Genomic DNA, 26,575 nt, shown 5'->3' with positions numbered 1-26,575 from the left:
CCCGGCCGATCCGACCCAAGTGGAGCCCAACGTTTCTGGAGTTCACCCATGGGTTTCAAGATGGGCATCGTCGGCCTGCCGAATGTCGGCAAGTCGACGCTTTTCAACGCGCTGACGCGCACCGCCGCGGCGCAGGCCGCCAACTTCCCTTTCTGCACCATCGAGCCCAATGTGGGTGAAGTCTCGGTGCCCGATCCGCGGCTGGAGAAGCTGGCGGCGATCGGCAAGTCGCAGCAGATCCTGCCGGCCCGCATGAGCTTCGTCGACATTGCGGGCCTGGTGAAGGGAGCGTCCAAGGGCGAAGGACTCGGCAACCAGTTCCTGGCCAATATCCGCGAGGTCGACGCAATCGCCTACGTGCTGCGCTGCTTCGAGGACTCTAACGTCATCCATGTCGCCAACCGGGTGGACCCGATCGCCGACGCGGAAGTGGTCGAGACCGAACTGATGCTGGCCGATCTCGAGTCGCTCGAGAAGCGGCGCGCCGGCGTCGAGAAGAAGGCCAAGGGCAACGACAAGGAAGCCAAGGTCACGCTCGACCTGATCGACCGGGCGCTGGCAGTGCTGCGCGAGGGACGCTCGGCCCGTTTCGTCAAGCGTGACGCGGAGGAAGAGAAGGCGTTCCGCGAGCTGCAGCTGCTGACTTCGAAGCCGGCGCTCTATGTCTGCAATGTCGATGAGGGATCGGCGGCAGAGGGCAACGCGCTCAGCCAGAAGGTGGCGGAATACGCCAAGGCCAACGACGCCGGCATGGTGGTGATCTCCGCTGAGATTGAGTCGCAACTGGCGCAACTGCCGGACGAGGAAGGCAAGGAGTACCTCGATACGCTCGGGCTCGAGGAACCGGGGCTGAACCGGCTGATCCGCGCGGCCTATGATCTGCTGGGGCTACAGACCTATTTCACGGTGGGTCCCAAGGAGACGCGCGCCTGGACCATCCACCGCGGCGACAAGGCTCCCCAGGCGGCGGGTGTGATCCATACCGATTTCGAGCGCGGCTTCATCCGGGCGCAGACGATCGCCTATGAGGATTTCGTGGCGCTGGGCGGAGAAGTGGCGGCCAAGGAAGCCGGCAAGGCACGGGATGAGGGCAAGGAATACGTCGTCAAGGACGGCGACGTGATGCTGTTCAAGTTCAATACTTGAGCCGTACCCGGCTAGACCTCATAGCGAGCTTGTGAATCGCGAGGTCGGAGACACGGTGGCCGCGACCTCGTCCTTCGACAGGCTCAGGATGAGGTCTATGCGGTTTCGAAGAGTGGATTCCCGCCTTCGCGGGAATGACGCCCTGCACTGCGAGGCGGTCCGCCGCTAGTCGAACAGGCTGGAGACGCTCTGCTCGCTGGCGGTGCGGGCGACCGCTTCACCGATCAGGGGCGCAATCGAGAGGCGGCGGATGTTGGCGGCTGCCCGGGTGCCTTCCGTTTCCTCGATCGAGTCGGTCACGACCAGTTCCTTGAGCTTACTGCCAGCGATCCGCTCGGCGGCGCCTTCGGACAGGACGCCGTGGGTGATGTAGGCGGACACGGCGGTGGCACCGGCCTTGAGCAGGGCTTCGGCGGCGTTCACCAGGGTGCCGCCTGAATCGACGATGTCGTCGATGAGGATGCAGCTCTGGCCGGAGACGTCACCGATGATGTTCATCACCTCGGAAACGCCGGCGCGCGGGCGGCGCTTGTCGACGATGGCGAGGCTTGCGCCGATCCGTTCGGCGACATTGCGGGCGCGAACCACGCCGCCAACGTCGGGCGAAACGATCATGACGTTCTTGACGTCATAGTTGTCGCGGATGTCACGCACCATCACGGGGGCGGCGGTGAGATTGTCGGTGGGGATATCGAAAAAGCCCTGGATCTGGGCTGCGTGCAGGTCGAGCGTCAGCACGCGATTGGCGCCGGCCTGGGTGATGAGGTTGGAGACGAGCTTGGCCGAGATGGGCGTGCGGGGGGCGGATTTGCGATCCTGGCGGGCATAGCCGAAATAGGGCAGCACGGCGGTGATGCGGCGGGCCGAGGAGCGGCGCAGCGCGTCGGTCAGGATCAACAGCTCCATCAGGTTGTCGTTGGCCGGATAGCTCGTCGACTGGATGATGAAGGCGTCTTCGCCGCGGACGTTCTCGTGCACCTCGACATACACTTCCTTGTCGGCGAAGCGCTTGACGGTGCAGTCGGTGAGCGGCAGTTCCAGGTAGCTGGCGATGGCCTGGGCGAGGGCCCGGTTGGAGTTGCCGGTCACCAGCTTCATGAGTGCGATCCTGTCTCAACCAGCTCTCGGAAGGAGAGCCATCCAGTTTCGCGCGCAGCTTTAGCGACTCGATCCCGGACTCGCAACGCGGCTTTTGGCGGAAGGCTTAAGTTTACGTCAGTCCGATGACGGACACCTGCCGCCCGGTGCGGGTGCCTTGATGGGTGGCGTAGCGGTGCGAGAAGTAGCGGTCGGGGTGTGCGTAGGTGCAGCCGCCGACGCGCTCGATGGTGCCGACGCCGGCGCGGCGGAGTTGGTCTTCAACGAAACCGGGCAGGTCGAAATGGGCGCGCTTGCCGGGCGGAGTGGTGAAGAACCGCTCGCCCGCAGGGTGCAGGGCGAGGAAATCGGCGCGGAATTGCTCACCCACTTCGTAGTTGGGCTGGGTGATGGTGGGGCCGATGGCGGCGACCACGCGCGCGGGGTCTGCGCCGAGTTTCCGCATGGCGGCAACGGTGTTGCCGACCACGCCATCGACGGCACCGCGCCAGCCGGCATGGGCCGCGCCGATGACGCCGGCTTCCTGGTCGGCGAGCAGGATGGGGGTACAGTCGGCCGTGAGGATGGCGAGGAGCAGGCCCGGGCGATCGGTGACGAGGGCGTCGGCGGCTATTGTTCCGGGTTGGGAAAGTGGCTCGGTCAGCGCGAGGACGTCGGCGGAGTGGACCTGCTTAAGAAGTTGCAGGCCGGAAGAAAAGCCAAGGGCATCGGCGGCGGATCGGCGGTTCGCCGCGACGGCTTCGGGGTCATCGCCGACGCTCGTCGACATGTTGGCACCGGCGAACTCGCCCTGTGACATTCCGCCAGCGCGGCCGAAGAAGCCGTGATGGACGCCGAGCCCGGCGCTTCGCTCGAAGGGGACGCTCATGCGAAGCCGGGGGGCTGTAGGCCGGGGCTGTGGGCGCAGAAGACCTTGAACAAGGAGCCCATCTGATCGGGTGCGACCAGGCGGTTGCGGGCGGTTTCGAGGTCAGCGGCGGCCTGCGGGTTTGCCCTTGCGAGCGCCTGGGTGCGCTCGCCGATGCCCATGCGGGTCAGGAACTCGCCCTGAGTGGCGAGCGGGGCCACGGCGAGACCGGCACGGGCGGCGACGTTGCTCAAGGCTTCGAAGTCGACATGGGCGGAGAGATCGGTCTCGCCCGGGGCGTCGAGAACGTCGGCATAATGATGGCGTCGAACGCCCTGGAGAGTCTCGCCAGTCTGGGTGCGACCGTAGCCGTAGTCGATGACGAGGATGGCACCGCCATTGCGAGCGACGGTGCGGGCGAGACGGTCCATGATCTGGGTGCCGGCGAGGGCCACTTCGTAGACGGCGTTGATCTCGGCGTCGTGCAGCGCCTCGGGGATGCTGCTCTCGGGTATGGGCGAGGGGTTGAGGCCGAAACGGCGTTCTCCGTCGACAAGGCCGATGACGCGTTCGTGCCAGCCGTCCGCCTGCTTGACGAACTGGCGGATGGGCAGCGCGTCGAAGAACTCGTTGGCGATGACGAGCAGAGGGCCGGTGCCGACCTGGTCGAAATCGGTGATCCACTTGCCGTTGTAGTCGGCCAGGCGCGCTTTCTGCTCAGCGATGAGGGTAGGGCTGGTCTCGAACAGGCGAAGATCGAGCGCGGCCCGGAAGCCGTCGAGGCGGCTGAGGACGCGGAGCATGTCCGCCATCAGCGTGCCTCGGCCGGGGCCGAGTTCGAGCAGGGTTACAGGGTTCGGCGCGCCCATCTGCTGGAAGAGCTGCGCGACATAGAAGCCGATCAGCTCGCCGAACATTTGGGAGATTTCGGGCGCGGTGACGAAGTCACCGGAAGCGCCCAGCGGATCGTTGGTGCGGTAGTAGCCCTTGGACGGATGGGTAAGGCAGAGGCCCATATAGGTGGCGACCGACATGGGGCCGGCGGTGCGGATCTGGAAATCGATCTGCTCGGACAGGTTCGGGGCGTTGGCGACCATCAGGACAGCGCCTCCGGACGGCGGAGCAGAGGTTCGCGGCGCGTCGCGGCATAGACCACGAGGCCGACGCCGATCAGCAGCATGGGCAGGCTCAGGAGCATGCCCATGGTGAGCCAGCCGCCATAAAGGTAGCCGATCTGCTGGTCGGGCAGGCGCACGAACTCGACAGCGATACGGGCGAGCGAATAGCCGATGCCGAAAATGCCCGCGACAAGGCCGGGGCGGCGCAGGCCGAGGGCGATGTGGGTGACGAAGCGGATGACGAGGAAGAGGACGAGACCTTCCAGGGCGGCTTCGTAGAGCTGGGAGGGATGGCGCGGCACCTGCAGTGGATCGGTGGGGAAGACCACGCCCCAAGGCAGATCGGTGGGCGCGCCATAGAGTTCGGCGTTGATGAAGTTGGCAAGGCGGCCAAGGAGGAGGCCGATGGTGCCGACGGCAGCGATCAGGTCGAGCCCGCTCAGCCAGTTGCCGCCGCGGACACGGGTGAACACCACCACGGCCAGGATCAGGCCGACCATGCCGCCATGATAGCTCATGCCGCCATCGAGGGTGTTGACGATCTGGGCGGGGTTCTCGAGGTAGTAGCCGAGATTGTAGAACAGCACGTAGCCGAGGCGGCCGCCGATCACGATCGACAGCATGGCCCAAAAGGCGAAATCCCAGATATCCTCGGCCTTGAAGGGCGGACGGCCTTCGGCCCAGAGGCGTGCATTGCGCAGCAACAGGTAGCCATAGGCAGCGCCTAGGATCACGCCGAACAGATAGGCGAGGGCGTACCACCGGATGGCGAAGGGGCCGATGGCGAAGGCGATCGGGTCGATATCGGGGAAGGGCAAGGTCTGTCCTTTTGCAGGTTCGGCCATTGCAGGGTGCCGTCAGCCGTAGCGCCACGGCGGGGTGGGTCGCAAGAGGGAGCGGCACAATTGGGCGTGTGGCGGGCCTGGTGAAGCTTGAGCAGAAAACCCTGCCCGCCCTGTCGATCTTGGGTTGGGCCATTCGTCGTGTGGGTGCAAGGATCGTATCGTTGCGACAGCCAGAGAGGTTTCACATGCGCTATTTCATGAGCATCATTCCGCCCGCCGACCTCAAGCCGGAGGATGTTTCGCAAGGGTTGATGGATGCGATGGGGCCATGGATGGATAAGGGTCTCAAGGAGGGGACACTGATCTCAACCGGTGGCCTCAAGCCTGCCGAGGAGGGGCGGCGCCTGAAGGGAGCCACCGGCGCGATCGCCGTGACCGATGGTCCGTTCGCCGAAGCCAAGGAGGTCGTCGGCGGCTATGCCGTGTTCGAGGCCCCGGATATCGACGCAGCGACACGGCTCGCCGGCGAGTTCATGCAGATGCACATCGACCACGGGCTCAAGGATCTGGTTCTGGAACTGCGCGAGATCGCTGGAGGCGCCAACTACTAGTTGCCGCGATACGCCGCGCTGGTCATCCCGTTCCGCCTGCCTTACATATCTGGCAACAGCAAATCTTGCGGAACGGACAGGCCATGAACCAGAACAATCGCATCTTCGACGATCTGGGGCGACTGATGAACGAGGCTGCGGGGCTGGCGGACGGTGTTCGTCGTGAGGTCGAGACCGTCGTGAAGTCGCAGGCGCAGCGGCTGGTTGTCGACATGGAACTGGTGAAGCGCGAAGAGTTCGACGCGCTGCGCGAGTTGGTTCAGGTGCAGGGCGACGAGATTGCGGCACTGCGGGCGGAACTGGCCGCGCTGAAGACCGAGCCGCCCAAGGCAAGCTGACCGGCTTGCGCTTCGCGGTCATCTCCGACGTTCACGGCAATGTGCATGCGCTCGATGCAGTGCTCGCGGATATCGCGCGGCACAGCGTTGATGCCACGCTGTGTCTGGGCGACCATCTGAGCGGACCACTGGACCCGGCGGGCGCGGCCGACCGGCTGATGCAGATCGGCGGACCAGTGATCCGCGGCAATCATGATCGGTGGCTGGTGGAGGGCGAGCGGCTCGACCGGGTGGACCGGTTTGCCAGCGAGCGACTGACGGCTGCGCATAGGCGGTGGCTGGAGCAGATGCCGGCAACCGCAGTATTCGCGGGGGAGGTGTTCCTGTGTCACGGGACGCCGCAAAGCGACACTGAACCTTGGCTCGACGGCTGGTTCGAGGGCCGGCAAACGGCCTTGCCGGATGAGGCATCCGTGGCGGCTATGGCGGAAGGTTACGACTATCCGCTGATGCTGTGCGGGCACACGCACGTGGCGCGCTCGGTGCGGTTGCGAGACAGGCGGGTGATCGTCAATCCGGGTGCGGTGGGGCTGCAACTGGTCCATGGTTCGCCCGATGCACGCTATGCCATCATCGAGCGGCGTGAGGGGCACTGGATCACGGAACTGCGGGTGGTCGAGTACGACCACCACGCTGCTGCGGCCTTGGCCGTGGCGAACGGATTTCCCGCCTGGAGCGAGCCCCTGGCCACCGGCTGGATGGGCCCCCAAGGCCTGTTCTGATCCAAAACGAAGCAGTGTCTGGCCGCGCCTTAACACTCCGTTAACCAAATCGGCCGGACCATCCTTCCACAAGAGATTGCCGGCGCACTGCTGGCGACCGATCCCCGTGCCGGCCAGCGGGTGTAGGGTGACTTCATCGGGACGATTCGAAGCCCTTGTGGCCACGGTCGCTGCCTGACACCCCAGCCGCAGGCCCTTCGGGCCCGAGACTCGAACGAGGACGACTGTCTCAATGTCGCTTCTGCAATTTGCGCCCGACCGGACCGTCCACCCCGTGGACATCATCGAGCACATCGCCTCGATCAACGACTGGACGTTCGAGCGCCAGGACGCCGACGAGATTTCGATCTCGGTGCGCGGCGGCTGGAGCGACTACCACGTGTCGTTCAACTGGATGGAGGATCTCGAGAGCCTCCATATCGCCTGCGCCTTCGACCTGAAGGCACCGGAAGGGCGGCGGAACGAGATCAAGCAGCTGATCACCCTGATCAACGAGCAATTGTGGATCGGGCACTTCGACATCTGGCACAAGGAAGGCGTCGTGCTGTTCCGCAACTCGCACCTGCTGACCGGCGGGGCGGAAGTGTCGCCGCAGCAATGCGAGGCGCTGCTGCGCTCGGCCACCGATAGCTGCGACTTGTACTACCAGGCGTTCCAGTTCGTGGTGTGGGCCGGCAAGGCGGCTTCGGAAGCGCTGAGCCAGGTGATGTTCGAAACCGTCGGGGAAGCCTGATCATGTCGCTGCGCACCATCGGCCCGGTGATGCTGGTCGGCGCTGGCAAGATGGGCATGGCGCTGGCGCAGGGATGGCTCGATGCCGGGCTGCAGCCCGCCAATCTGATCCTGGTCGACCCCAATCCCGGTGAGATCGCTCGCGAGGTGGCGAAGGATTTCGGACTGACCATCCATGGCGATGCGGTGGGGCTGCAGCCCAACGTGCTGGTGCTGGCGGTGAAACCCCAAGTGATGGGCGCGGTGATGTCCGGCCTCAAGCCGGTCGTCGGCCCGCAGACGCTAGTTGTGTCCATCGCCGCGGGGATCGACATTGCGCGTATTTCGCAGGGCCTCGGCACCGGCAAGGTGGTCCGCACCATGCCCAATACGCCGGCGCAGATCGGCAAGGGGATCACCGGTGCGGTGCCCGCAGCGGGGGTGACCGCGAACGAACGCGACGCGGCGGAAACGCTGCTGAAGGCGGCGGGAGCGGTGGTCTGGTTCGATCGCGAGGATCAGCTCGATGCGGTGACGGCGATCTCCGGCTCGGGACCGGCCTATGTGTTCCACCTTGTCGAGGCTTTGGCCGAGGCGGGGCGGCGGCAGGGCTTGCCGGACGCCATTGCCGAACAACTGGCGCGACAGACCGTGATCGGGTCCGCGGCGCTGCTCGATGCCGATCGTGCGCCGCCGGCGGTTTTGCGCCAGAACGTGACGTCGCCGAACGGCACCACCGCCGCAGGACTGGCGGTGTTGATGGCAGAGGCGGATGGATTGACGCAACTGGTCGACCGAACGGTTGCGGCGGCGCGCCGCCGGAGCGAAGAACTCGGGCGGGGCTGATCAGCGCAAGCTGGCGCGGCGCTCATGAAATTCGGTGAGATGGTCGCGCACCGCCCGTGACCAGGTTCGGCCCGCCTCGTCTGCTGCCGTGGCGAAAACCTCCTCGGTACCGTCGAGCGCCAGATGCGCCATGAGGATGTCGGCGGGAACGTTGGCGCGGTTGCCGCGGGTGAGCAGTACGACCGCCAGATTGGTCCTGGCGAGGGCCCAGTTGCGCGTCCGTGCCGGCAGTGCGGCAATGGCCTGATTCAGCAATGACGCGGCTTCGTCCAGAATACCGATGGCTGAAGCATTCTGTGCGAGGCTCTGCGCCTGCTGGCACAGGGCTGCTGCCAGATTCACCCGGACCATCGACTGCTGCTCGTCCGTGCTCTCGGGATTGAGGACGGCGCGGAGAGCGTCGATAGCCGCCTCCACATTGCCGCGGCTGAGGGCTCCCTGGGCTTCGGCGAGCACAAGCGCTACCCGGTCGGGTAGGGCAGCAGCGCGGATGTTCGTCATCATCTGCACGCGAGCGAGTCCTTTGGGCTGTTTCGCTGCCTTGAAGCGGCTTCCTGATGTCGTCGCCCCACCTGTTTCGATGGTAGGGCCAAAAGCTTAAAGGTCGGTGGTGAGGCTGAGTCGGTCGAGGACGCTGCGGTCCGCCGGCTCGACCATCTCCACCAGGAACCGGGTTATGAGCTTGCGAGAATTGGGAGGCAAGATCCCGATCGCCGCCTCGATGCGGCTGGCCTGGGTGGCAGAGAGTCTCGCGAAGAAAGCACGGCCCTTGTCGGTGGCATAGAGCAGGCGCTGGCGGCGATCGGTGTGGCCGGTCTTTTGCTCGATATAGCCATTGTCGATCAACTGGCGCAGGACTCGGGCGAGGCTCTGCTTGGTGATCTTTAGGATGTCGAGCAGGTCGGCGACCGGCATGCCGGGGCGCAGGTTGACGAAATAGAGCACCCGGTGGTGAGCGCGGCCGAACCCTTGCTGTTCGAGCAGGGCGTCGGCATCGCCAGTGAAGTCGCGGTAGGCGAAGAAAAACAGGCCCATGATATCGAGCGGAAGGGCCGATGCGGGCAGTGCAGAATTTATGTCAGCCTTGTTGACATTTTTCGTGTGCGCTGCCATGCTGGTTCCATCAAGGATCGCCGTTGGGTCTTATCCCAAAGCCGCTGTGGTTTGCCAAGGGCTTGGGGCTGGGGCATGATCGGTGCAGCAGTTTCTGGCCCATGCGAGGGGCCCATATCTTTATTGCGGGAGAGGATCATGGCAGGCCTGCCAATGGACCAGCGTGATGGCTGGATCTGGTTCGATGGCGAACTCAAACCCTGGAAGGACGCCAAGGTCCACGTGCTGACGCACGGGCTGCACTATGCAAGCTCCGTGTTCGAGGGCGAACGCGCCTATGGCGGCGAGATCTTCAAGTCGCGCGAGCACTCGGAGCGGCTGATCCGCTCGGCGGCGACGCTCGACATGCCGTTCCCCTATAGCGTTGACGAGATCGAGGCGGCCAAGCGCCTAGTGCTGGAAAAGAACGGCCTGACCGACGCCTATGTGCGGCCGGTGGCCTGGCGCGGCTCGGAAGAGCTGAGCGTGCCAGCGCGCAACAACAAGGTGCATGTGGCGATCGCTGCCTGGGTGTGGCCGAGCTACTTCTCGGTCGAGGAGAAGCTCAAGGGCATCCGGCTCGAATGGAGCAAGTGGAAGCGCCCGAGCCCGGAGACGATCCCGTCTTCGGCCAAGGCTGCGGGCCTCTACATGATCTGCACGCTCAGCAAGGACGCGGCGATGGCTAACGGCTATGCCGACGCGCTGATGCTGGATTATCGCGGCTACGTGGCCGAGGCGACCGGCGCGAACGTGTTCTTCATCAAGGGCAAGGACATCACCACGCCGACGCCGGACTGCTTCCTCAACGGCATCACCCGGCAGACCCTGATCGACCTCGCCAAGCGCAACGGCTACACGGTGACGGAACGGCACATCCAGCCGGAAGAGCTGTCGCAGTTCGACGAATGCTTCCTGACCGGCACCGCTGCCGAAGTGACGCCGGTGAGCCAGATCGGCGAGTACCGGTTCACGCCCGGCGAAGGCTGCCGCACGCTGATTGCGGCTTATTCGGCGGAAGTGCAGCCGAAGCAGGCTGCTGCAGCCGAGTAAAGGCCGCCGTAGCGATTTTGGAAAAGGCCGGGCGACAGTCCGGCCTTATACATATCGAGGCCGGAACGTCGTTATGATGTTCCGGCCTCAGTTCATTGTGGTGGTTGCAACACCACGATGATGCACGCAGAGCGGTTGGGCATCCGGCCCTGAACGTTACGTTCGTAAAAAAGCATCACCCTCTGCGTGCCTTGAGGCTTCGTCGCACCGTTGAGAGAGCCTTGCGCTCGCGTATAAGGGAGACCAAGCCTATGCCTTATGCTACCCGTTTTGTGGGCATCGACATATCAAAATCCTTCCTGGATGTCTGCCTGCTGCCCGATCAGGAGAAGGCTCGCTTTGCCAATACGGCTGAAGGCGTGGCTGCCCTCATCGCCTTTCTGGCGCCCCTGAAGGGGATCGCGCGGCTGATTTTGGAGCCGACCGGCGGTTACGAGCGCCTGACCGTGGCGGCCCTTCAAGCGGCCCAGTTGCCGGTTGCCAAGGTCAATGCCGGCCAGGTCAGGCAGTTCGCCAGAGCCTGCGGGCAGCTCTCCAAGACCGATACGATCGACGCCTTCGTCCTCGCTGACTATGGCCGGCGCATGCAGACGCGCATCCTGCCGCAGCGCTCCAGCCGGCAGGCTGCGCTGGAGGAGCTTGTCCTGCGCTACAGGCAGTTGTCTCACATGATCGTGCAAGAAAAGAACCGGCGCGAGAAGCTGAACCACGGGACCCAAGGCAGGACGAAGGAGTGGATCGAACAGACCCTGGGCTTTCTGGTCAAGCAGCGTCAGGCTGTTGTTGACGACATGGCAGAGTGCCTCAGAGCGGACCCCGAACTCGGCAAGAAGGCCGAGGTGCTCATGTCCCTCAAAGGGATCGGCCTACGCACGGCATGCTTCCTGCTGGCAGGCCTGCCCGAACTGGGTCTGCTCAACAAAGCTCAGATCGCCAAGCTGGTCGGGGTTGCCCCCCTCAACCGCGACAGCGGCGCAATGCGCGGAAAGCGCATGATCGCGGGCGGCAGAAGGCCAGTGCGCGACGCACTCTATCTCGCCGCGCTGCCGGCAATCCGCTTCGATCCAGCAATCAAAGCCTTCTACACAAGCCTGCGGGGCAGAGGAAAACCCGGAAAGGTCGCTCTCGTCGCCGTCATCCGAAAAATGCTCATCATCCTCAACGCCAGACTCCGAGACAACAACCCAGCTGTCCTTGACCGCTAACACCGTTGCTTTTCGTTTGAGCTATTCCCAGCGCTGGCGCGCAGCATCGTCCGCCGGCTTGGCTTCGACCCAGGTGACACCGTCCGCTGTCTCCTCCTGCTTCCAGAAGGGGGCGTTGGTCTTGAGGTAATCCATCAGGTACTGGGCGCCGTCGAAGGCGGCCTGGCGGTGAGCGGCGGTGGTGATGACCTGCATGATCGGTTCGCCCGGCAGGAGGCGGCCGTGGCGGTGGATCACGGCGGCATCAGTGAGCTTGAAGCGGGTGATGGCGCGGTCGACGATGGCGCTGATCTCGTTGCGGGCAAGGTCTTCATAGCATTCGAGGATCAGGGCAGTGATCGGCCGGTCAGCGGTGGAGCGCACGATGCCGGTGAAGGTGACGGCCGCGCCGGCCGCGGGGTTGCCACCGAGTTCCGCCGGTAGGGCAGCCGGGTCGAACGGGTCGGCCGTGACAGTGACGCGCATGGCTCAGCCACCGGTCATCGGCGGCAGGATCGCGACCACGGCGGTGCCGGCGATGGGCGCGTCGAGCGGGCGGATGCGGGCGTCGAGCGAGACCTTGAACTGGGCTGGCTTGCCGTTCATTGCCAGGGCGAAGCCTTCGTCTTGGGCAGCGAGCCAGTGGAGTAGATCGGCGCTGGTGACGACCTCGGCCGGCGGGGCGATCTCCTCCTCGGCGCGGTTCAGCCGTTCGCGCAGCCAGGCGAAGTAGAGCACCTTCACCGTGCTGGTCCTGTCAGGTGCGGCCAGCTGGCGCGCAGATACTGCCAGCCCGTCCATATGGTCAGGATGCCGGCGAGCCAGAGCAGGATGTCGCTGACGAGGCCGAGGCCGGGGACGATGCGCTCGAGCAGCACCACGGCGAGGGCCACCAGCTGCACAGTGGTCTTCCACTTGGCGAGGGGACTTACCGGAAGCACAACGGTGGCATTGCCCAAGAATTCCCTGAGGCCTGGGATGAAGAATTCGCGGAACAGGATGGCGACGGCCGGAATCATGTCCCAGCCCGAGAAGCTGCCGTCCCAGGCCAGAGCGGCGATCAGAATGCCGACGAGCACCTTGTCGGCGATGGGATCGAGCATGCGGCCGAAGGGAGATTGCTGGTTCCAGGCGCGGGCGAGATAGCCATCCACCCAATCCGATGCGGCGGCGATCACGTAGAGCGCCAAGGCGATGATGCGCAGGGTCGTGTCGCCATCCATCACCAGCCAGACGATCGGGATGATCGCGAAGACGCGGGCGATGGTGATGATGTTGGGGATCAGCAGCAGCGGGTTGGTGGTGGTGGTCATTCGGGAAGGGTGACGGATGGGGTGAAGGGGGTCAAGCTGTGGTTACGAGGACGCCGGTCCAGCCGCAAGGTTCCCGTCGCCAACCCCCACCCTCGGTCCCCCCCCACAAGGGGAGGGAGGCGATGAGCACCAGCGTTCGTGTCAGGCGACCTGCTGCTTGGTGGCGGCGCGGCGCTGGGTGATGGAATCGGCGAGCGCCTCGAGCGTGGTGACGGTGGTATCCCAATCGATGCAGCCGTCGGTGATGGACTGGCCATAGGTGAGGGGCTGGCCTGGAACGAGATCCTGTCGGCCGGCGACGAGATTGGACTCCAGCATGACGCCGATGATGCGGCGATCGCCGGTGGCGAGCTGGCCACCGATGTCGGCGAGCACCGCGGGCTGGTTCTCGGGCTTCTTGGACGAGTTGGCATGACTGGCGTCGATCATCAGCGCGGCACGGAGGCCGGCCTTCTCGGCAGCAGCGGCAGCGGCGTCTACACTGGCAGTATCGTAGTTCGGGGTTTTGCCGCCGCGCAGGATGATATGGCAATCGGGGTTGCCGGTGGTAGCGGCGATCGCGGAGCGGCCGTCCTTGGTGACAGCCATGAAATGGTGCGGCTGTGAGGCGGACAGCACTGCGTCGAGCGCGATGCGGACATTGCCGTCGGTCCCATTCTTGAAGCCGACCGGGCAGGAGAGACCGGAGGCGAGTTCGCGGTGGATCTGCGACTCGGTGGTGCGGGCGCCGATGGCGGCCCAGGAGACGAGGTCGGCAATGTACTGCGGCGTGGTCATGTCGAGGAATTCGCAGGCCGCAGGGAGGCCGAGATTGGCGACCTCGAGCAGCAGTGCGCGGGCGGTGTGGAGGCCGGTGTCGATGTCGAAGCTGCCATCGAGATTGGGGTCGTTGATCAGGCCCTTCCAGCCGACGGTGGTGCGAGGCTTTTCGAAATAGACGCGCATGATGATCTCGAGCCGGTCGCCGAGGCGCTCGCGCAGGGGCATGAGGCGGCGCGCATAGTCGAGGGCGGCTGCGGGATCATGGATGGAGCAGGGGCCGACGATCACGGCCAGACGATCGTCCTGGCCGGTGAGGATGTTGTGGAAGGCGTGGCGGGCGCTGATCACCGTCCGCGTGGCGGCATCGGTGCGCGGATGGGTGCGCATGACCTCGATGGGCGTGGTCAGCGGCTTGATCTCGGTGATGCGAAGGTCGTCGGTGGATTTGAGCATCTGGTTGGTCTCCCTCGGTGGTTCGGTCGGGAGGCGGCCAACAAAAAAGCCGCCTCGTGGGTCGGGCGGCTGGCTTCGGGTTTGGTCTTATCGCTGGGATCAGATCAGACGCGCGTTAGCCTCCGCCGGGAGCGGATAGCTAAAGTACCAAAACGAGAAGGTGGCGGCGTTGATCATGCGCAAAGATGTAGCGGAGGATTCGCAGGCTGTCGACTCCGACGTTCGGTTGAGCGGAGGCGGCGGGCTTTTTTCGCGGCAGGTGAAATCTTTATGGGCGGCGGCGCGTATTAGGAGGGAGAGTGTAACGGCGGGGAACCATGGCTGAAGCGAGTTCCAAATCCTCTGGGAAAAAGCGGCGCAGCCGCCGCGGATGGCTGATCCTGCTGGCGTTGTTGCTGTTGGGGGGCGGCGTCTACGCCTATCTGCAGCGGCCGTGGGAATCGCGCGCGCCGCAGGTGCGGGTGGAAGCGGTTGCTGCCGGGCCGGTAACGCAGGTGCTGGCGGTCAACGGACGCGTGGCGGCGCGGAACACCGTCAATGTGCGCTCGGCGGTTTCCGGACGGGCGCTGGAGGTGCTGGCGGCGGAAGGCGCAGAAGTTGCCGCTGGCGACGTGCTGGTGCGGATCGACAGCGACCAGGCCAAGGCGCTGGTCGATCAGGCGCGGGCGGCGCTCGATGCCGGCCTGGTCCAGGAGCGGCAGGCACGAGCGGCGGCGGAGCGGGCGCAGGCGCTGGGCGACAACGCCACCCGCTCGGCGCGCGAGGATGCCGAGCTGTCGCTGGCTGCGGCCACCAACGAAGTGGTGCGGCTGACCGCGGCGCTCGAGGAAGCGCAGAGCCAGCTCGAGCAGTTCACGATTACCTCGCCGCTCGACGGGGTGGTGCTGGACCGGGCGGTGGACCAAGGCCAGTTGGTTGATCCGCAGAGCAACCTGTTCACCGTCGCCGATCTGTCGGAACTGCTGGTCGAGACGGATGTCGACGAGCTCTATTCATCGCGGATCACTGAAGGGCTGGAGGTGCTGCTGCAGCCGGTGGGCGAGAGCGTGGCGCGAACCGGCACCGTGGTGTTTGCGACGCCGTCGGTCGATCCCACGACGGGTGGGCGGGCGATCAAGATTGGCTTCGACGAACCGGTGGAGCTGCCGGTGGGGCTGACGGTAAATGCCAATATCATCGTGTCACAGCAGGACAATGTGCTGTCGCTGCCGCGCAGCGCCATCGTCACGGAGGGTCACGTGAGCCACGTGATGGTGGTCGAGGATGGCGTGGTGGTGGAGCGGCAGGTCCAGTTTTCCGACTGGCCGGCCGAGCGAGTGATCGTGACCGATGGCGTCGCCGAAGGCGAGTTGGTGGTGCTGGATCCGGCGGCGGTGACGCCGGGGCAAGAGGTCGAGGCGGAGTAGCGCCGTGCCCTATACCTTCAAGATCGCCCTGAGATACCTGACCGCCACCAAGGCCCAGACGGGCCTGCTGATCGCCGGCGTGGCGGTGGGTGTATTCGTGTTCATCTTCATGAGCGCCCTGATCGGCGGGCTGGCGGTGTTCCTGGTGCAGAGGACCGTGGGCGATATCGCCCATGTGACGGTGGAGGCACCGAGCCGTGATCCGGTGTCGCTCCTGCCGCATGAACCCAATATTCTGGTGGTGGAACAGCGCGCGACGACGCAGCGCAACCAGTTGCGGACGGCGGGGGCGTTCCTGCCGCTGATCAGCGCCATGCCGGAAGTGACGGCGACCTCTCAGCAGATTATCGGCAATGGCTTCATCGTGCGCGGGCAGGCGACGGCGCCCGTGAGCGTAACCGGGGTCGAGGACAACAAGGTGTCAGCCATCGCCGACGTCGAGTCCAATCTCGTTGCAGGCGAGACGCTGTTGACCAATTCCACGGTGATCATCGGCCGCACGCTGGCCGAGGATCTGGGGCTGACGGTTGGGCAGGTGGTGCGGATCCGCTCGGAACGGGACGTGGAACGACCGCTGGTGGTGGGTGGCATCTTCGAACTCGGGGTCGAGGGGCTCGATGCCCGGGCCGCTTTCGTGAGCCTCGCTACGGCGCGGACGCTGTTCGACCTGCCGCAGGGCATATCGCGGATCGAGATCAAGCTGGCTGACCTCAATCAGGCGGATGCCATGGCGGCGCGGATCGCGGCGGAGACCGGGCTCGAGACGTCGCCGTGGACCGAGGGTAATGCGCAGTTGCTGGATGGTCTGCGGGCGCAGGCGAATTCGGGCAATCTGATCAAGGCGTTTGCGCTGATCACCATCGTGATCGGGGTGGCGAGCGCGCTGCTGCTGTCGACCTACAGGCGGCGCTCCGAAATCGGCATCATGCGGGCAATGGGGGCGAGCCGCGGCTTCGTGGTGGTCGTGTTCGTGCTGCAAGGCGCGCTGATAGGGATCATCGGCGGACTGGTTGGCGCAGGACTGGGGTATCTGGCGCTGTCGCCGTTTCCGCTACCGGAACTGGCGCCACCGGGCGGGCTGCCGATCGATGTGCGGCAGGGCTCCTATGGCCTTGCGATCGCGCTGACGGCGATCGGGGCGATTCTGGCGGCGATCTTGCCAGCGCGCTCGGCGGCGCGGGTGGACCCCGTGACGGTGATCGGCCAATGACGGCGCTTCTGGAGGTGCGGGACCTCGTCAAGACTTATGGCGAGGGCGAGGCGGAAACGCGCGTGCTGAAGGGGCTCGACCTCGCCCTGGAGGAGGGGGAGTTCGCGGCGCTGCTGGGACCTTCAGGGTCGGGCAAGAGCACGCTGCTCACCATCCTCGGGACACTGATGAAGCCGACCTCCGGCCAGCACCACATGCTGGGGGAGGACCTCACCGCGGCTTCGGACCGGGACCTCACCGAGTTCCGCAACCGGCATATCGGCTTCGTGTTCCAGTTTCACCACCTGCTGCCGGACTTCACGGCGCTCGAGAACGTCATGTTTCCGACGGCTGTGCGGCAGGGGCGGGAGACGGGCGCGGCGCGAGAGCGAGCGCGCGAACTGCTGGTGCGGGTGGGGCTCGAAGACAGGATGGAGTTCCTGGCGACCGAGCTCTCCGGCGGGCAGAAGCAGCGCGTGGCCATCGCCCGGGCGCTGATGAACCAGCCGGAACTGGTGCTGGCGGACGAGCCGACCGGCAATCTTGACCGCGAGTCGGCATCGCAGGTGATGGAGCTGCTGGGCGAGATCAACCAGAACGAGCAGACAACCTTCCTGATCTCGACCCATGACGAGAAGATCGCCGCCTCCTGCCGGCGGCAGATCAATGTCAGCGACGGCAAGGTGAGCTGAGCCGGGTCAGACCCGGTTAAAGTGATCGTAGATCTGCTGGGCCATGGTGCGGGAAATGCCCGGAACGGCAGCAAGGTCGTCGAACGAGGCGCGCGAGACCGCCTTGGCCGAGCCGAAATGGTTGAGCAAAGCGCGCTTGCGGGTGGGGCCGATCCCTTCGATCTCGTCGAGGGGATTGGAGATCACGTCCTTCTTGCGCTTGGCGCGGTGGGTGCCGATGGCGAAGCGGTGCGCTTCGTCGCGCAGGCGCTGAACGTAATAGAGCACGGGGTCGCGGTGCGGCAGCATGAAGGGGTCCTTCCCCTCCATGAAAAATTTCTCGCGCCCGGCATCGCGCTCTTCGCCCTTGGCGATGCCAATGAAGGTGACTTCCTTGGGCAGGTTGAGCTCGGCGATGACCTGGCGGACGGCATTGAGCTGGCCGGCACCGCCGTCGATGAAGACGACGTCGGGCCAGTCGGGCATGCCGGTCTGCTCGTCCTCGGCATCGACCTCGCTCTCGCTCGCAAGGCGGGCGAAGCGGCGGGTGAGGACCTCGCGCATCATGCCGAAGTCGTCACCGGCGACGATGTCGGATTTGATGTTGAAGGTGCGGTAGTGCTTCTTGGAGAAGCCTTCCTCGCCCGCGACGATCATGGCGCCGACCGCATTGGTGCCGGAGATGTGGGAGTTGTCGTAGACCTCGATGCGGCGAGGCGGCTCGTCGAGGCCGAAGCAGTTGGCGACACCTTCGAGCAGGGTGCGGTTGGACGAAGACTCGGCGAGCTGGCGGCCGAGCGCCTCGCGGGCATTGGTCAGGGCGTAGTTGACGAGGTCGCGCTTCTCGCCGCGCTGCGGCACCTCGATGCTGACCTTGCGGCCGGCACGTGAGGCAAGTGCCTCGCTCATCAGCTCGGGTTCGCTGAGCTCGTGGCTGAGCAGGACCAGGCGAGCCGGCGTGCGGTTCTCGTAGAACTGAGCGATGAACGCTTCCAGCACCTCGGCGTCGCTGAGGCTGGCATCGGCGCGCGGGCGATAGGGGTAGTTGCCCCAGTTCTGGTAGGCGCGGAAAAAGAACACCTGCACACAGAATTGGCCGCCCTCGTGGTGGATGGCGAAGACGTCGGCTTCCTCGACATTGCGGGCGGTAGCGCCGCCTTGCGACTGCACCAGAGCGAGGGCGGAGAGGCGGTCACGCAGGAGCGCGGCACGCTCGAAATCGAGCTGCTCGGCGGCCTGGTTCATGTCGCGCTGCAGGTGGTCGCGCACGGAGTCGGACTTGCCGGAGAGGAACTGGCGAGCCTCATCGACCAGTTCGGCATAGTCCTCGAGGCTGATCTCGCGGGTGCAGGGGCCGGCGCAGCGCTTGATCTGGTATTGCAGGCACGGCCGGGTGCGGGCGGCGTAGAAGCTGTCCGAGCAATTGCGGAGCAGGAACGCCTTCTGCAGGCTCGAAATGGTGCGGGCGACGGCGGTGGCGGAGGCGAAGGGACCGAAATAGTGGCCCTGCCGGCGGCGGGTCCCCCGGTGCTTGGTGAGTTCGGGCGCCTCGTGATCGGTGGCGATCAGGATGTAGGGGAAACTCTTGTCGTCGCGCAGCAGCACGTTGAAGCGGGGCTTCAGCCGCTTGACCAGGTTGGCCTCGAGCAGCAGCGCCTCGGACTCGGTCTCGGTGCGCACGAACTCCATGCTGGCGGTGGCCGCGATCATGCGCTGGAGCCGAACTTCCAGGGCTTCGGGGCGCGTGTAGTTGGTGACGCGGGCCTTGAGGTTGCGGGCCTTGCCCACATACATGACCTCGCCCTGCGCATCGATCATGCGGTAGACGCCCGGCGCTGACGGCAGGGTGCGGACGAATTGGCGGATGACCTCGGCGCCCGTTGGCGGCGGAGGGGTTGTCGGCTCTTCGGTCATGATCTTGGCGTTGGGGCGCGGCGCGCCGGATATTCGAGGTGCCGGCCGCCATCGAGCGCCAGCATCTGTCCCGTCATCGACCGCATTTGCAGCAAAATCAAGACCCCTTCGGCGATGGCCTCCGGACCGGCGTGGCGGCCGAGCGGCAAGGCGGCGACCCCGCGGTCGAACTCTTCCTGCGTCTGGCGCGAGTGGGGCAGCACCGGGCCGGGGCCGATGGCGTTGACGCGGATATTGGGCGCAAGGGACTGTGCCAGGGTGCGGGTGGCGGTCCACAGGACGGACTTGGAGAGCGTGTAGCTGAAATAGGCGGGGCTTGGGTGCAGCACCCGCTCGTCGATGATGTTGACGATGTTGCCTTCGGTGCCGGCCGGGATCTGGGCAGCGAAATCGCGGGCGAGGAACACGGGCGCTTCGGCATGGAGGGCGAAGTGGCGGTCCCAGGTGTCTTCGTCGACGTCACGGGCGCTGTCGGGATCGTAAGTGGAGGCGTTGTTGATGAGCGTGGTGAGCGGGCCAAACGGCTGCGTCGCCTTCCCGATCAGAGCGGCGCGCTGGCGGCGACTGCAGAGATCGGCCCTGACGATGGCTGCTGCGCCCCCGCTCCCGCGGATGCTGTCACGGACCTGTCGGGCGCCCTCGGCATCGGACCGGTAGTGAATCACCACGGCGTGGCCGGCTGTGGCGAGGGCGCGGGCGATCTCGGCGCCGATGCGATCGGCGGCGCCGGTGACGAGGGCAACGGGGCGAGTGGGTTGATTCGTCATCGGCGGCGGTCAGTTGCGGGTCGAGAGACTGTAGGGGGCAGGGAGCGAGGGGGCAATGTTGCGGGTGGGGAGGGCAGGGGATGTCAGGAGGGTTGCTGTTGATCCAGCGCCACCATCCCCCACCTTACCTCCCCTGGAGGGGGAGGGGGTTAATAGCTCGAGGGATGGGGGCTGCGGTTGCGTGGGACATGGTCAAGACGCAGCCGTTGCGCTAGCAGTGGCGGCCACTCCGGACTCCTTTGATGACCACCTCCACCCGCACCGACAATGTTCCTCTCGCCATCGTGCTGACGCTGACCACCATTGCGGTGTTCGGAGTGCAGGATGCGGTGTCCAAGATACTCGTCCAGACCTATTCGCCGTTCCAGATCACCATGATGCGCTATTGGGGGTTCGCTCTGTTCGCGCTGGTGATGGTGATGCGGCAGGCACCGTTGCGGCAGGCGTTCCGGTCGCGGGCGGCCGGGTGGCAGGTGCTGCGCGGGGTGCTGCTGATCGCGGATATCTGGTTCTTCGCGCTGGCGCTGCGCACGGTGCCGCTGGGGGAGCTGCAGGCGATTACCCTGGTCTATCCGCTGCTGGTGACGCTGTTTGCCATTCCGATCCTGGGCGAGAAGGTGGGCATCTTCCGCTTCGTCGCGGTGGGTGTCGGGTTTCTGGGTGCCATGGTGATCGTCCGGCCGGGTGGATTGCCGCTCGACTGGGGGGTGCTGTTCACCCTGTGCTCGGCGACCCTCTATGCGCTCTACATCGTCATCACGCGCAAGGTCAGCAGCCAGGACACGGCGGCGACGAGCATGCTGTATGCGGCGGTCACCGGGCTGGTCTTGTCGGCGGCGGTCGGGGTTTTCTTCTGGCAGCCGATGGGTTGGGGCGATTTCATGCTGGTGGTGCTGATGATGGTCACCACCTGCGCCGGGCACGGGGTGATGACCTATGCTCTGTCGATGGCGCCCGCGAGCACGGTGCAGCCGTTCAACTATTTCTCCCTGCCGTGGGCGATCATCTTGAGCGCGGTCATCTTCGGGCACTGGATCGATCCGGTCTCGATGATCGGCGCAGTGATCATCGTTGCTGCCGGGCTGGTGGTGATGGCGCGTGAGCGGGTGAAGCGGGTGCCGACCGTGGCCGGACCGCTGCCGGGCCGGGAGTAGGGCTTGATCCTCTACGCCGTGAGGGGCATGTGAGGATCAACGGAGCGGAGGGACTGGCATGATCTGGCTGATCGAACTGGCGCTGGTGCTGCTGCTGATCGGCGGCGGCTACAAGCTGCTGACCGGCGGCAAAGGTACCGATCGCCGTGAGGCGCTGACGCTGCGGCGGGTCGATGCCTATATCGAGACGATCCGGCGCGAGCGGCGCAATACCGAACTGGTGGCGATGAGCGACACGGAGCTGCGGGACCTGCTGCATTCCGGGGCCCGCAACCTGCGGCTGGCGAAGCAGCGGCGGCTGTGGACGTTGCTCGGCACAGGGGCGGTGACGCTGGTGGCTTCGATCGTCGCAGCCGAGCAGGACGGTATCCGAGGCTTTGCCATTGCGATCGTGGTCGGCGCCATCGTGGCCTATGGCCTCTACGAATTCCTCGGCAGGCGCATGCGCGAACCGCTCGAGCGGCGGGGGATCGACGTCGAGCGGATCCTGGTAGAATAGCAAAGCGCCGCCCCGGGGGGCGGCGCTATATTGGTTAGTTGCCGAGGCAGACGTAGCCGTTGGGGCCGTTGAAGCAGACCGAGCCACCGCCGTGACCAGGCCAGGGCTGCGGACGCGGGGGCCGCGGGTTCCAGTGCGGCGGGCGCGGCGGACGGGGATTATGCCAGTGCGGCGGCCGATCCCAGACCGGGGGACGAACCACGGGCGGGCGAACGACCGGCGGACGGTAACCGCCGCGATCGAGATAGTTCGCGGACACCCAGCCATCGGGACCGCGCTTCTCGACGAAGCACCAGTTGCCCTGGCAGTATTCGACTTCCACCCGCTCGCCACGCCGGAGCGTGTCCACGACGCCGTAGCTGGTGCCCGGACCGGAGCGGACGTTCACGTTGCTGGTGGCAAAGGCGGGAGCGGCCATGGCGGCTCCCGCGGTGCCCAGCAGCGCCAGGACGGCGATGCCGCCTGCGATGATCTTCTTGGACAGAGCCATTGTTGTCTCCTTTTCCCTGCGTGGCACGAATGCCTTGGCGCAAGGAAACACCTTTCTGGATGAACCGGACCTGAATGGCCCCGTCATCATTCTGAACAACAAACGCGTCAGAGGCTGAGGAGTTCGACGAAGCGGCCGAGCCGCTCGGCCATGGTCTTGCGCTGCTTGGGCTTGAGCTCGCCCATCAACGCTTCCTCGATCTGGGCCCAGTGTTCGGCGAGGGCATTGCGGATGCGCACGCCGCGCTCGGTAAGGCAAACGCCGGGCACCAGTTCCGGACCCACGGCGCGGCGGACCACCAGTTCGCGACCGGCGAGGCGTTCGATGCGGCCGACGATGGAGTCGAACGGCACGCCGAGCGCTGAAGCGAGTTCATCCTCGGTGAGGCCGCTGCGGCCCAGTTCGAACAGCACGGCGTCGTCGCCGGGCTCGAGACCACGATCGCGCAGCGGGGCCAGCACCGCCAGATGCGCAAGCTGACCCGCCTGGATCAGCCGGTAGAGCGTCGAGCGGGGCGAGGGTTTGGACATGGGCGGGAAAATAGTCCGAACTCCCTGATCGGTCGATTGCAATCCATCCTATCGTTAATCCTCGGGGGACCAAGGGGCGTCATTGTTCACAATGTGCAGATGAGTTATGCGTGCCCTGCCTATGCTGGAACGGAGCATCATGACGCAGGATCTCGCCCGCATCCGCGCCTTCGTGCAGGTTTTCGACAGTGGCGGCTTCTCTTCCGCTGCCCGGCAGCACGGCCGGTCCAAGGCGCTGCTCAGCAAGTACGTCACCGATCTCGAGGATTATCTCGGCGTACGGCTGATGAACCGCACCACGCGCAAGCTCAGCCTGACCGAAGCCGGCGAAGCCTATTACCGCGAAGCGAGCGCCCTGCTGCAGCAGCTCGATGACCTCGATGCCAGCATTTCCGAGCAGACGGCCGAGCCGCGCGGCCTGCTGCGGGTGTCGGTGCCGCGCAATTTCGGTGAATCGACGCTGGCGCCGGCGATCTACGAATTCCTGCTGCAGCACCCCAAGATGACGCTCGATCTGAGACTCGAGGATCGCTATGTCGACCTGATCGACGAGGGGATCGACGTGGCGCTGCGCATCTCGACCATGCAGGATTCCTCGCTGATCGCCCGCAAGATCGCCGACATGCACGTGGTGGTGGGCGCCGCGCCGGGGCTGCTGAAGCAGCATGGCACGCCGCAGCATCCCGACGATTTGCGGCAGATGCCGTGCATCGTCGACGTCAACCTGCAGGGCCAGTCGAACTGGCGCTTCACCCAGGACGGCAAGACCATTTCGGTGCCGGTGAGCGGGCCGGTGCGGACCAATTCGCCCCTGGCAGCGCGGACCGCCGCAGCGATGGGACTCGGCCTGGTGGTGCTGCCCTCCTATCTGGCCGACCCGCTGGTTCATTCGGGCGAACTGGTGCCGGTGCTGCAGGACTATCTGCCCACGGGGCAGACATTGCAGGCGGTCTACCCCCATCGGCGGCACCTCGCGGGCAAGGTCCGCGCGCTGATTGACCACCTGGTGGTGTGGTTCCAACAGCACCCGCTGAGCTGAAATGGGCTGGTTGAGACGAGTTGCGGTGGCCGCTTTGGCGGCCGGCGGGTTTGCCGTTCCGGCCCAAGCCCACCCGCATATCTTCATCGATGCCGAGCTTGCCGTGGTGATGGACGGCAACGCCGCCGTCACCGGCCTCAGGCACGACTGGACCTTCGACAGCGCCTTTTCGGCCTGGATGGTGCAGGGGCTCGACACCAATGGCGACGGGATCACCGCGCCTGAGGAGATGCAGGAGCTAGCCGACGAGAACATGCTCGGCCTCGCCGAATACGGGTTCTACACTACGGCCGGCGACGTGGCCTCGCCGATGACGTTCCGGTCGGCGGGCGACCAGCGCATGCGCTTCGAGGACGGGCGGGTTACACTGAGCTTTTCGCTTGTTGCCGACACGCCCCAGCCGGTGGGGAGCGGGTTCGAGCTCGGGGTGTATGACCCCGAATACTATGTGGCGATCAGCTTCGGCGACGCCAGCGATGTGCGGCTGGAGACTGCGCCAGCCGCTTGCGCCGCGGAACTGGTGCCGCCGCGACCGATGGATCCGGCGGTGGAGGAGCGGCTCTATGCGCTCGGCCCGGAAGTGCTGGAACTGCCGCCGGATCTTGCGGCCGCCATGCGGGGTACGCAGGGGATGATCGTGGTACGCTGCGGTGGTGCTGCCGCAGCGCCGACGACGGCTGCAGATGCGGCAGCCGAGGTGGCGCGGGCGCGGCCGGCACCGTTCGGCGGACCGCCGCCGGAGCCGGGGCTGAACCTGCCGCGCACCGGCGTATTCGGCTGGATCGAGCAGCAGCAGCGAAGCTTTTATGGCGCTCTGACCGGCGCGCTCGACCGGCTGCGGAGCGACTGGACGGCGTTCTGGGTGCTCGGCGGGCTGAGCTTTCTTTATGGCGTGTTCCATGCCGCCGGGCCGGGGCACGGCAAGGTGGTGATCTCGTCCTATATGCTGGCCAACGAGACGCAGCTCAGGCGCGGGGTGGCGCTGAGCATGGTGTCGGCGCTGGTGCAGTCGGCGGTGGCAATCGGCTTTGCGCTGGTGGCGGCGGGGCTGCTGGGGCTGACGAGCCTGGCGATGAGTGATGCGGCGCACTGGATCGGCGTCGTATCCTACGCGCTGGTGACGCTGCTGGGGCTGTGGTTGATCGGTCGGCGACTGTTCGGATGGGGGCGCAGCCACCATCACCACGACATGGCTGCCAAGGCGCGGGCGCACCTGCATGGTGAAGAGCACCATCATCATCACCACCATCACGATGACGGGCACGATCATGCCGACCATGTGCCGGTGGTGCCGCCGGCGGTGACGACTGGCCACTGGCGCGAGCAACTCGGCGTGGTGCTGGCGGTGGGGCTCCGCCCATGCTCCGGCGCGCTGGTGGTGCTGGTGTTCGCCTTGTCGCAGGGACTGCTGGCGGCGGGGATCGCTGCGGTGGTGCTGATGGGGATCGGCACCGGCCTGACCGTATCGGTGCTGGCGACGATCGCCGTCTCGGCCAAGGGGCTGGCGCGGCGGATCGGCGGGGCGGACAACCGTGTCACGGGGGCAGTGGTGTGGTGGCTGGAACTGGGCGGGGCGGTGCTGGTGACGCTGTTCGGGGTGATGCTGCTGATCGCGAGCCTCTGATCCGGCGCGACCCATCGCCGCCTTGCGGCAGCGGGGGAAGCCGCTATGGTGCGCGAGCCTTAGAACCCTTCCAAACTGGCGTTCATGTCCCGCACCCTCCCTCCCGACCACCCCTTCATCCAAGAGCAGAAGATCGGCGTGCTGCTGCTCAATCTCGGCACGCCCGATGCCACCGACTATTGGAGCGTGCGGCGCTACCTCAAGGAGTTCCTGTCGGACCCGCGAGTGATCGAGACGCCGAAATGGCTGTGGTGGCCGATCCTGAACCTCGCCATTTTGAGCGTCCGGCCGCAGAAGGCGGGGCATGCCTATGCAACCATCTGGGACAAGGAGCGCAACGAGAGCCCGCTCAGGGTGATCACCGAGGCGCAGACCAGGGCGCTGGCGGAGCGGTTGGCGGGCGACGGCGTGGTGGTGGACTATGCCATGCGCTACGGCAATCCCTCGACGCGGAGCGTGCTCGAGCGGATGCAGGCGGCGGGGTGCCAGCGCATCCTGCTGCTGCCGCTTTATCCGCAATATTCGGCGACCACCACCGCGACGGCCAACGACAAGGCATTCGACGCGCTGAAGACGATGCGCTGGCAGCCGGCGGTGCGGACGGCGCCGGCCTATTTCGAGGACCCCAAATATATCGAGGTGCTGGGCAATTCGATCCGCGACGGGGTGGCGGCGCTTCCGTTCGAGCCGGAGCTGGTGATCACCAGCTACCACGGCATGCCGGTGGACTACCTCAAGAAGGGCGACCCCTACCACTGCCAGTGCTACAAGACGACGCGGCTGGTGCGGGAGTATCTGGGCTGGCCGGAGGAGCGGATGATGGTGACGTTCCAGTCGCGCTTCGGGCCGACGGAATGGCTGCAGCCCTATACCGACAAGACGCTGGAAGAATTGCCGAAAAAGGGGATCAAGAAGGTCGCGGTCCTGGCGCCGGCGTTCTCGGCGGACTGCATCGAGACGCTGGAAGAGATCGCCATGGCCGGCAAGGAAAGCTTCCTCGAGGCCGGGGGCGAGGACTATGCGTATATTCCGTGCCTCAATGACTCGCCGGCCGGGATGGACATGATCGAGACGGTGGTGCGGCGGGAATTGGCGGGGTGGTTGTAGGAAAGCCCGATTGACCGTTCGCTGAGCACCGATCTCGCGCCCGAAAGGGAGGCGACCTCGTTCCTCCGGAAGAACCCCCACCTGGCCTCCCCCGCTGGCGGGGGAG

30 protein-coding genes are annotated in these 26,575 nt (G+C 65.7%); 16 read left to right on the top strand and 14 right to left on the bottom strand.

Annotated elements, in window-relative coordinates:
* The first annotated feature begins 48 nt into the window (after nt 1-48).
* Nucleotides 49-1,146, top strand: coding sequence for a redox-regulated ATPase YchF (ychF, locus tag ACFSX5_RS03640; protein WP_386831868.1), 1,098 nt, complete (start codon nt 49-51; stop codon nt 1,144-1,146).
* Between the two features lie 165 nt (nt 1,147-1,311).
* On the opposite strand, the gene ACFSX5_RS03635 is transcribed toward ychF, so the two are convergent.
* From ACFSX5_RS03635 to lgt, 4 genes are all read right to left on the bottom strand, one after another.
* Nucleotides 1,312-2,244 (bottom strand): ribose-phosphate pyrophosphokinase, encoded by a 933-nt coding sequence (locus ACFSX5_RS03635; protein ID WP_386831866.1) that lies wholly within the window; start codon nt 2,242-2,244, stop codon nt 1,312-1,314.
* A gap of 112 nt (nt 2,245-2,356) precedes the next feature.
* Complete coding sequence (pgeF, locus tag ACFSX5_RS03630; protein ID WP_386831864.1) at nt 2,357-3,112, bottom strand: peptidoglycan editing factor PgeF; 756 nt, start codon at nt 3,110-3,112, stop codon at nt 2,357-2,359.
* Entirely contained in the window at nt 3,109-4,188 is a 1,080-nt protein-coding gene (locus tag ACFSX5_RS03625) for a class I SAM-dependent methyltransferase (RefSeq protein WP_386831862.1), read from the bottom strand. Before ACFSX5_RS03625 ends, pgeF begins: the two co-directional genes overlap by 4 nt.
* Nucleotides 4,188-5,054 carry a prolipoprotein diacylglyceryl transferase gene (gene lgt, locus ACFSX5_RS03620; RefSeq protein ID WP_386831860.1) on the bottom strand — a complete coding sequence of 289 codons (867 nt, stop codon included), beginning with the start codon at nt 5,052-5,054 and terminating at the stop codon, nt 4,188-4,190. The genes ACFSX5_RS03625 and lgt overlap by 1 nt, the downstream gene beginning before the upstream one ends.
* Nucleotides 5,055-5,239: 185 nt before the next feature.
* Here lgt and ACFSX5_RS03615 point away from each other — a divergent pair, with 185 nt between their 5' ends.
* The 5 genes from ACFSX5_RS03615 to proC all read left to right on the top strand — a co-directional run bounded on the left by ACFSX5_RS03615 (nt 5,240) and on the right by proC (nt 8,222).
* Nucleotides 5,240-5,605: a YciI family protein gene (locus ACFSX5_RS03615; RefSeq protein WP_386831858.1), complete on the top strand. Its 366-nt coding sequence runs from the start codon at nt 5,240-5,242 to the stop codon at nt 5,603-5,605.
* A gap of 83 nt (nt 5,606-5,688) precedes the next feature.
* A complete protein-coding gene (locus tag ACFSX5_RS03610; protein WP_386831856.1) occupies nt 5,689-5,943 on the top strand; it encodes an accessory factor UbiK family protein in 255 nt (84 codons plus the stop codon).
* 5 nt (nt 5,944-5,948) lie between these two features.
* Entirely contained in the window at nt 5,949-6,665 is a 717-nt protein-coding gene (locus ACFSX5_RS03605) for a metallophosphoesterase family protein (RefSeq protein ID WP_386831854.1), read from the top strand.
* A 232-nt stretch (nt 6,666-6,897) separates the two neighbouring features.
* Complete coding sequence (locus tag ACFSX5_RS03600) at nt 6,898-7,398, top strand: type III secretion system chaperone family protein (RefSeq protein ID WP_386831852.1); 501 nt, start codon at nt 6,898-6,900, stop codon at nt 7,396-7,398.
* 2 nt (nt 7,399-7,400) lie between these two features.
* Nucleotides 7,401-8,222: a pyrroline-5-carboxylate reductase gene (gene proC, locus ACFSX5_RS03595; protein WP_386831850.1), complete on the top strand. Its 822-nt coding sequence runs from the start codon at nt 7,401-7,403 to the stop codon at nt 8,220-8,222.
* On the opposite strand, the gene ACFSX5_RS03590 is transcribed toward proC, so the two are convergent.
* Both ACFSX5_RS03590 and ACFSX5_RS03585 read right to left on the bottom strand, forming a co-directional pair.
* Nucleotides 8,223-8,732, bottom strand: coding sequence for a hypothetical protein (locus tag ACFSX5_RS03590; RefSeq protein WP_386831848.1), 510 nt, complete (start codon nt 8,730-8,732; stop codon nt 8,223-8,225).
* 87 nt (nt 8,733-8,819) lie between these two features.
* Nucleotides 8,820-9,257: a MarR family winged helix-turn-helix transcriptional regulator gene (locus ACFSX5_RS03585; RefSeq protein WP_386831846.1), complete on the bottom strand. Its 438-nt coding sequence runs from the start codon at nt 9,255-9,257 to the stop codon at nt 8,820-8,822.
* A 216-nt stretch (nt 9,258-9,473) separates the two neighbouring features.
* On the opposite strand from ACFSX5_RS03585, the gene ACFSX5_RS03580 reads away from it, so the two are divergent.
* Together ACFSX5_RS03580 and ACFSX5_RS03575 are read left to right on the top strand one after the other, a co-directional pair.
* Nucleotides 9,474-10,367, top strand: a complete 894-nt coding sequence (locus tag ACFSX5_RS03580) for a branched-chain amino acid aminotransferase (protein ID WP_386831844.1) — start codon at nt 9,474-9,476, stop codon at nt 10,365-10,367.
* Nucleotides 10,368-10,618: 251 nt separating this feature from the next.
* Complete coding sequence (locus ACFSX5_RS03575; RefSeq protein WP_386835569.1) at nt 10,619-11,572, top strand: IS110 family transposase; 954 nt, start codon at nt 10,619-10,621, stop codon at nt 11,570-11,572.
* A gap of 21 nt (nt 11,573-11,593) precedes the next feature.
* Here ACFSX5_RS03575 and ACFSX5_RS03570 read toward each other — a convergent pair whose 3' ends face one another.
* From ACFSX5_RS03570 to ACFSX5_RS03555, 4 genes are all read right to left on the bottom strand, one after another.
* Nucleotides 11,594-12,037 carry a molybdenum cofactor biosynthesis protein MoaE gene (locus ACFSX5_RS03570; protein WP_386831842.1) on the bottom strand — a complete coding sequence of 148 codons (444 nt, stop codon included), beginning with the start codon at nt 12,035-12,037 and terminating at the stop codon, nt 11,594-11,596.
* Between the two features lie 3 nt (nt 12,038-12,040).
* The gene (locus tag ACFSX5_RS03565) at nt 12,041-12,295 is read right to left on the bottom strand and encodes a MoaD/ThiS family protein (protein WP_386831840.1); all 255 of its coding nucleotides are present in this window, start codon (nt 12,293-12,295) and stop codon (nt 12,041-12,043) included.
* Nucleotides 12,292-12,864, bottom strand: coding sequence for a CDP-diacylglycerol--glycerol-3-phosphate 3-phosphatidyltransferase (gene pgsA / locus ACFSX5_RS03560; RefSeq protein ID WP_386831839.1), 573 nt, complete (start codon nt 12,862-12,864; stop codon nt 12,292-12,294). Before pgsA ends, ACFSX5_RS03565 begins: the two co-directional genes overlap by 4 nt.
* A gap of 141 nt (nt 12,865-13,005) precedes the next feature.
* A complete protein-coding gene (locus ACFSX5_RS03555) occupies nt 13,006-14,079 on the bottom strand; it encodes a 3-deoxy-7-phosphoheptulonate synthase (protein ID WP_386831837.1) in 1,074 nt (357 codons plus the stop codon).
* A gap of 317 nt (nt 14,080-14,396) precedes the next feature.
* On the opposite strand from ACFSX5_RS03555, the gene ACFSX5_RS03550 reads away from it, so the two are divergent.
* The 3 genes from ACFSX5_RS03550 to ACFSX5_RS03540 are packed head-to-tail and all read left to right on the top strand — an operon-like array spanning nt 14,397 to nt 17,366.
* Nucleotides 14,397-15,485 (top strand): efflux RND transporter periplasmic adaptor subunit, encoded by a 1,089-nt coding sequence (locus ACFSX5_RS03550; RefSeq protein ID WP_386831835.1) that lies wholly within the window; start codon nt 14,397-14,399, stop codon nt 15,483-15,485.
* Between the two features lie 4 nt (nt 15,486-15,489).
* The gene (locus ACFSX5_RS03545) at nt 15,490-16,695 is read left to right on the top strand and encodes an ABC transporter permease (RefSeq protein WP_386831833.1); all 1,206 of its coding nucleotides are present in this window, start codon (nt 15,490-15,492) and stop codon (nt 16,693-16,695) included.
* Nucleotides 16,692-17,366 (top strand): ABC transporter ATP-binding protein, encoded by a 675-nt coding sequence (locus ACFSX5_RS03540; protein ID WP_386831832.1) that lies wholly within the window; start codon nt 16,692-16,694, stop codon nt 17,364-17,366. Before ACFSX5_RS03545 ends, ACFSX5_RS03540 begins: the two co-directional genes overlap by 4 nt.
* A gap of 6 nt (nt 17,367-17,372) precedes the next feature.
* Here ACFSX5_RS03540 and uvrC read toward each other — a convergent pair whose 3' ends face one another.
* Together uvrC and ACFSX5_RS03530 are read right to left on the bottom strand one after the other, a co-directional pair.
* Nucleotides 17,373-19,259, bottom strand: coding sequence for an excinuclease ABC subunit UvrC (uvrC, locus tag ACFSX5_RS03535; protein ID WP_386831831.1), 1,887 nt, complete (start codon nt 19,257-19,259; stop codon nt 17,373-17,375).
* Complete coding sequence (locus ACFSX5_RS03530) at nt 19,256-20,026, bottom strand: SDR family oxidoreductase (RefSeq protein WP_386831829.1); 771 nt, start codon at nt 20,024-20,026, stop codon at nt 19,256-19,258. Before ACFSX5_RS03530 ends, uvrC begins: the two co-directional genes overlap by 4 nt.
* A gap of 242 nt (nt 20,027-20,268) precedes the next feature.
* Between ACFSX5_RS03530 and ACFSX5_RS03525 the strand changes: the two genes are divergently transcribed.
* Nucleotides 20,269-21,180 carry a DMT family transporter gene (locus ACFSX5_RS03525; protein WP_386831827.1) on the top strand — a complete coding sequence of 304 codons (912 nt, stop codon included), beginning with the start codon at nt 20,269-20,271 and terminating at the stop codon, nt 21,178-21,180.
* A gap of 58 nt (nt 21,181-21,238) precedes the next feature.
* The gene (locus tag ACFSX5_RS03520; protein ID WP_386831825.1) at nt 21,239-21,679 is read left to right on the top strand and encodes a hypothetical protein; all 441 of its coding nucleotides are present in this window, start codon (nt 21,239-21,241) and stop codon (nt 21,677-21,679) included.
* Between the two features lie 34 nt (nt 21,680-21,713).
* Here ACFSX5_RS03520 and ACFSX5_RS03515 read toward each other — a convergent pair whose 3' ends face one another.
* On the bottom strand, nt 21,714-22,169 hold the full coding sequence (locus tag ACFSX5_RS03515; protein ID WP_386831823.1) for an SH3 domain-containing protein: 456 nt from the start codon (nt 22,167-22,169) through the stop codon (nt 21,714-21,716).
* A gap of 107 nt (nt 22,170-22,276) precedes the next feature.
* The gene (locus ACFSX5_RS03510; RefSeq protein ID WP_386831821.1) at nt 22,277-22,699 is read right to left on the bottom strand and encodes a hypothetical protein; all 423 of its coding nucleotides are present in this window, start codon (nt 22,697-22,699) and stop codon (nt 22,277-22,279) included.
* Between the two features lie 106 nt (nt 22,700-22,805).
* Here ACFSX5_RS03510 and ACFSX5_RS03505 point away from each other — a divergent pair, with 106 nt between their 5' ends.
* From ACFSX5_RS03505 to hemH, 3 genes are all read left to right on the top strand, one after another.
* On the top strand, nt 22,806-23,738 hold the full coding sequence (locus ACFSX5_RS03505) for a LysR family transcriptional regulator (protein ID WP_386831819.1): 933 nt from the start codon (nt 22,806-22,808) through the stop codon (nt 23,736-23,738).
* Between the two features lie 25 nt (nt 23,739-23,763).
* Complete coding sequence (locus ACFSX5_RS03500; protein ID WP_386831817.1) at nt 23,764-25,362, top strand: HoxN/HupN/NixA family nickel/cobalt transporter; 1,599 nt, start codon at nt 23,764-23,766, stop codon at nt 25,360-25,362.
* A gap of 84 nt (nt 25,363-25,446) precedes the next feature.
* Entirely contained in the window at nt 25,447-26,469 is a 1,023-nt protein-coding gene (gene hemH, locus ACFSX5_RS03495; RefSeq protein ID WP_386831815.1) for a ferrochelatase, read from the top strand.
* The last annotated feature ends 106 nt before the right edge of the window (nt 26,470-26,575 follow it).

The organism is Devosia albogilva (assembly GCF_042685625.1).
Taxonomy (GTDB): Bacteria; Pseudomonadota; Alphaproteobacteria; order Rhizobiales; family Devosiaceae; genus Devosia; species Devosia albogilva.
The sequence above is the reverse complement of the archived record's forward strand: the minus strand, read 5'-3'. Positions and strand labels throughout refer to the sequence as shown.

Coding starts and splice junctions, on each gene's coding strand:
- ychF (WP_386831868.1), top strand. CDS start 49: ATGGGTTTCAAGATGGGCATCGTCGGCCTGCCGAATGTCGGCAAGTCG.
- ACFSX5_RS03635 (WP_386831866.1), bottom strand. CDS start 2,244: ATGAAGCTGGTGACCGGCAACTCCAACCGGGCCCTCGCCCAGGCCATC.
- pgeF (WP_386831864.1), bottom strand. CDS start 3,112: ATGAGCGTCCCCTTCGAGCGAAGCGCCGGGCTCGGCGTCCATCACGGC.
- ACFSX5_RS03625 (WP_386831862.1), bottom strand. CDS start 4,188: ATGGTCGCCAACGCCCCGAACCTGTCCGAGCAGATCGATTTCCAGATC.
- lgt (WP_386831860.1), bottom strand. CDS start 5,054: ATGGCCGAACCTGCAAAAGGACAGACCTTGCCCTTCCCCGATATCGAC.
- ACFSX5_RS03615 (WP_386831858.1), top strand. CDS start 5,240: ATGCGCTATTTCATGAGCATCATTCCGCCCGCCGACCTCAAGCCGGAG.
- ACFSX5_RS03610 (WP_386831856.1), top strand. CDS start 5,689: ATGAACCAGAACAATCGCATCTTCGACGATCTGGGGCGACTGATGAAC.
- ACFSX5_RS03600 (WP_386831852.1), top strand. CDS start 6,898: ATGTCGCTTCTGCAATTTGCGCCCGACCGGACCGTCCACCCCGTGGAC.
- proC (WP_386831850.1), top strand. CDS start 7,401: ATGTCGCTGCGCACCATCGGCCCGGTGATGCTGGTCGGCGCTGGCAAG.
- ACFSX5_RS03585 (WP_386831846.1), bottom strand. CDS start 9,257: ATGGGCCTGTTTTTCTTCGCCTACCGCGACTTCACTGGCGATGCCGAC.
- ACFSX5_RS03580 (WP_386831844.1), top strand. CDS start 9,474: ATGGCAGGCCTGCCAATGGACCAGCGTGATGGCTGGATCTGGTTCGAT.
- ACFSX5_RS03575 (WP_386835569.1), top strand. CDS start 10,619: ATGCCTTATGCTACCCGTTTTGTGGGCATCGACATATCAAAATCCTTC.
- ACFSX5_RS03570 (WP_386831842.1), bottom strand. CDS start 12,037: ATGCGCGTCACTGTCACGGCCGACCCGTTCGACCCGGCTGCCCTACCG.
- pgsA (WP_386831839.1), bottom strand. CDS start 12,864: ATGACCACCACCACCAACCCGCTGCTGCTGATCCCCAACATCATCACC.
- ACFSX5_RS03555 (WP_386831837.1), bottom strand. CDS start 14,079: ATGCTCAAATCCACCGACGACCTTCGCATCACCGAGATCAAGCCGCTG.
- ACFSX5_RS03550 (WP_386831835.1), top strand. CDS start 14,397: ATGGCTGAAGCGAGTTCCAAATCCTCTGGGAAAAAGCGGCGCAGCCGC.
- ACFSX5_RS03540 (WP_386831832.1), top strand. CDS start 16,692: ATGACGGCGCTTCTGGAGGTGCGGGACCTCGTCAAGACTTATGGCGAG.
- uvrC (WP_386831831.1), bottom strand. CDS start 19,259: ATGACCGAAGAGCCGACAACCCCTCCGCCGCCAACGGGCGCCGAGGTC.
- ACFSX5_RS03530 (WP_386831829.1), bottom strand. CDS start 20,026: ATGACGAATCAACCCACTCGCCCCGTTGCCCTCGTCACCGGCGCCGCC.
- ACFSX5_RS03525 (WP_386831827.1), top strand. CDS start 20,269: ATGACCACCTCCACCCGCACCGACAATGTTCCTCTCGCCATCGTGCTG.
- ACFSX5_RS03520 (WP_386831825.1), top strand. CDS start 21,239: ATGATCTGGCTGATCGAACTGGCGCTGGTGCTGCTGCTGATCGGCGGC.
- ACFSX5_RS03515 (WP_386831823.1), bottom strand. CDS start 22,169: ATGGCTCTGTCCAAGAAGATCATCGCAGGCGGCATCGCCGTCCTGGCG.
- ACFSX5_RS03510 (WP_386831821.1), bottom strand. CDS start 22,699: ATGTCCAAACCCTCGCCCCGCTCGACGCTCTACCGGCTGATCCAGGCG.
- ACFSX5_RS03505 (WP_386831819.1), top strand. CDS start 22,806: ATGCGTGCCCTGCCTATGCTGGAACGGAGCATCATGACGCAGGATCTC.
- hemH (WP_386831815.1), top strand. CDS start 25,447: ATGTCCCGCACCCTCCCTCCCGACCACCCCTTCATCCAAGAGCAGAAG.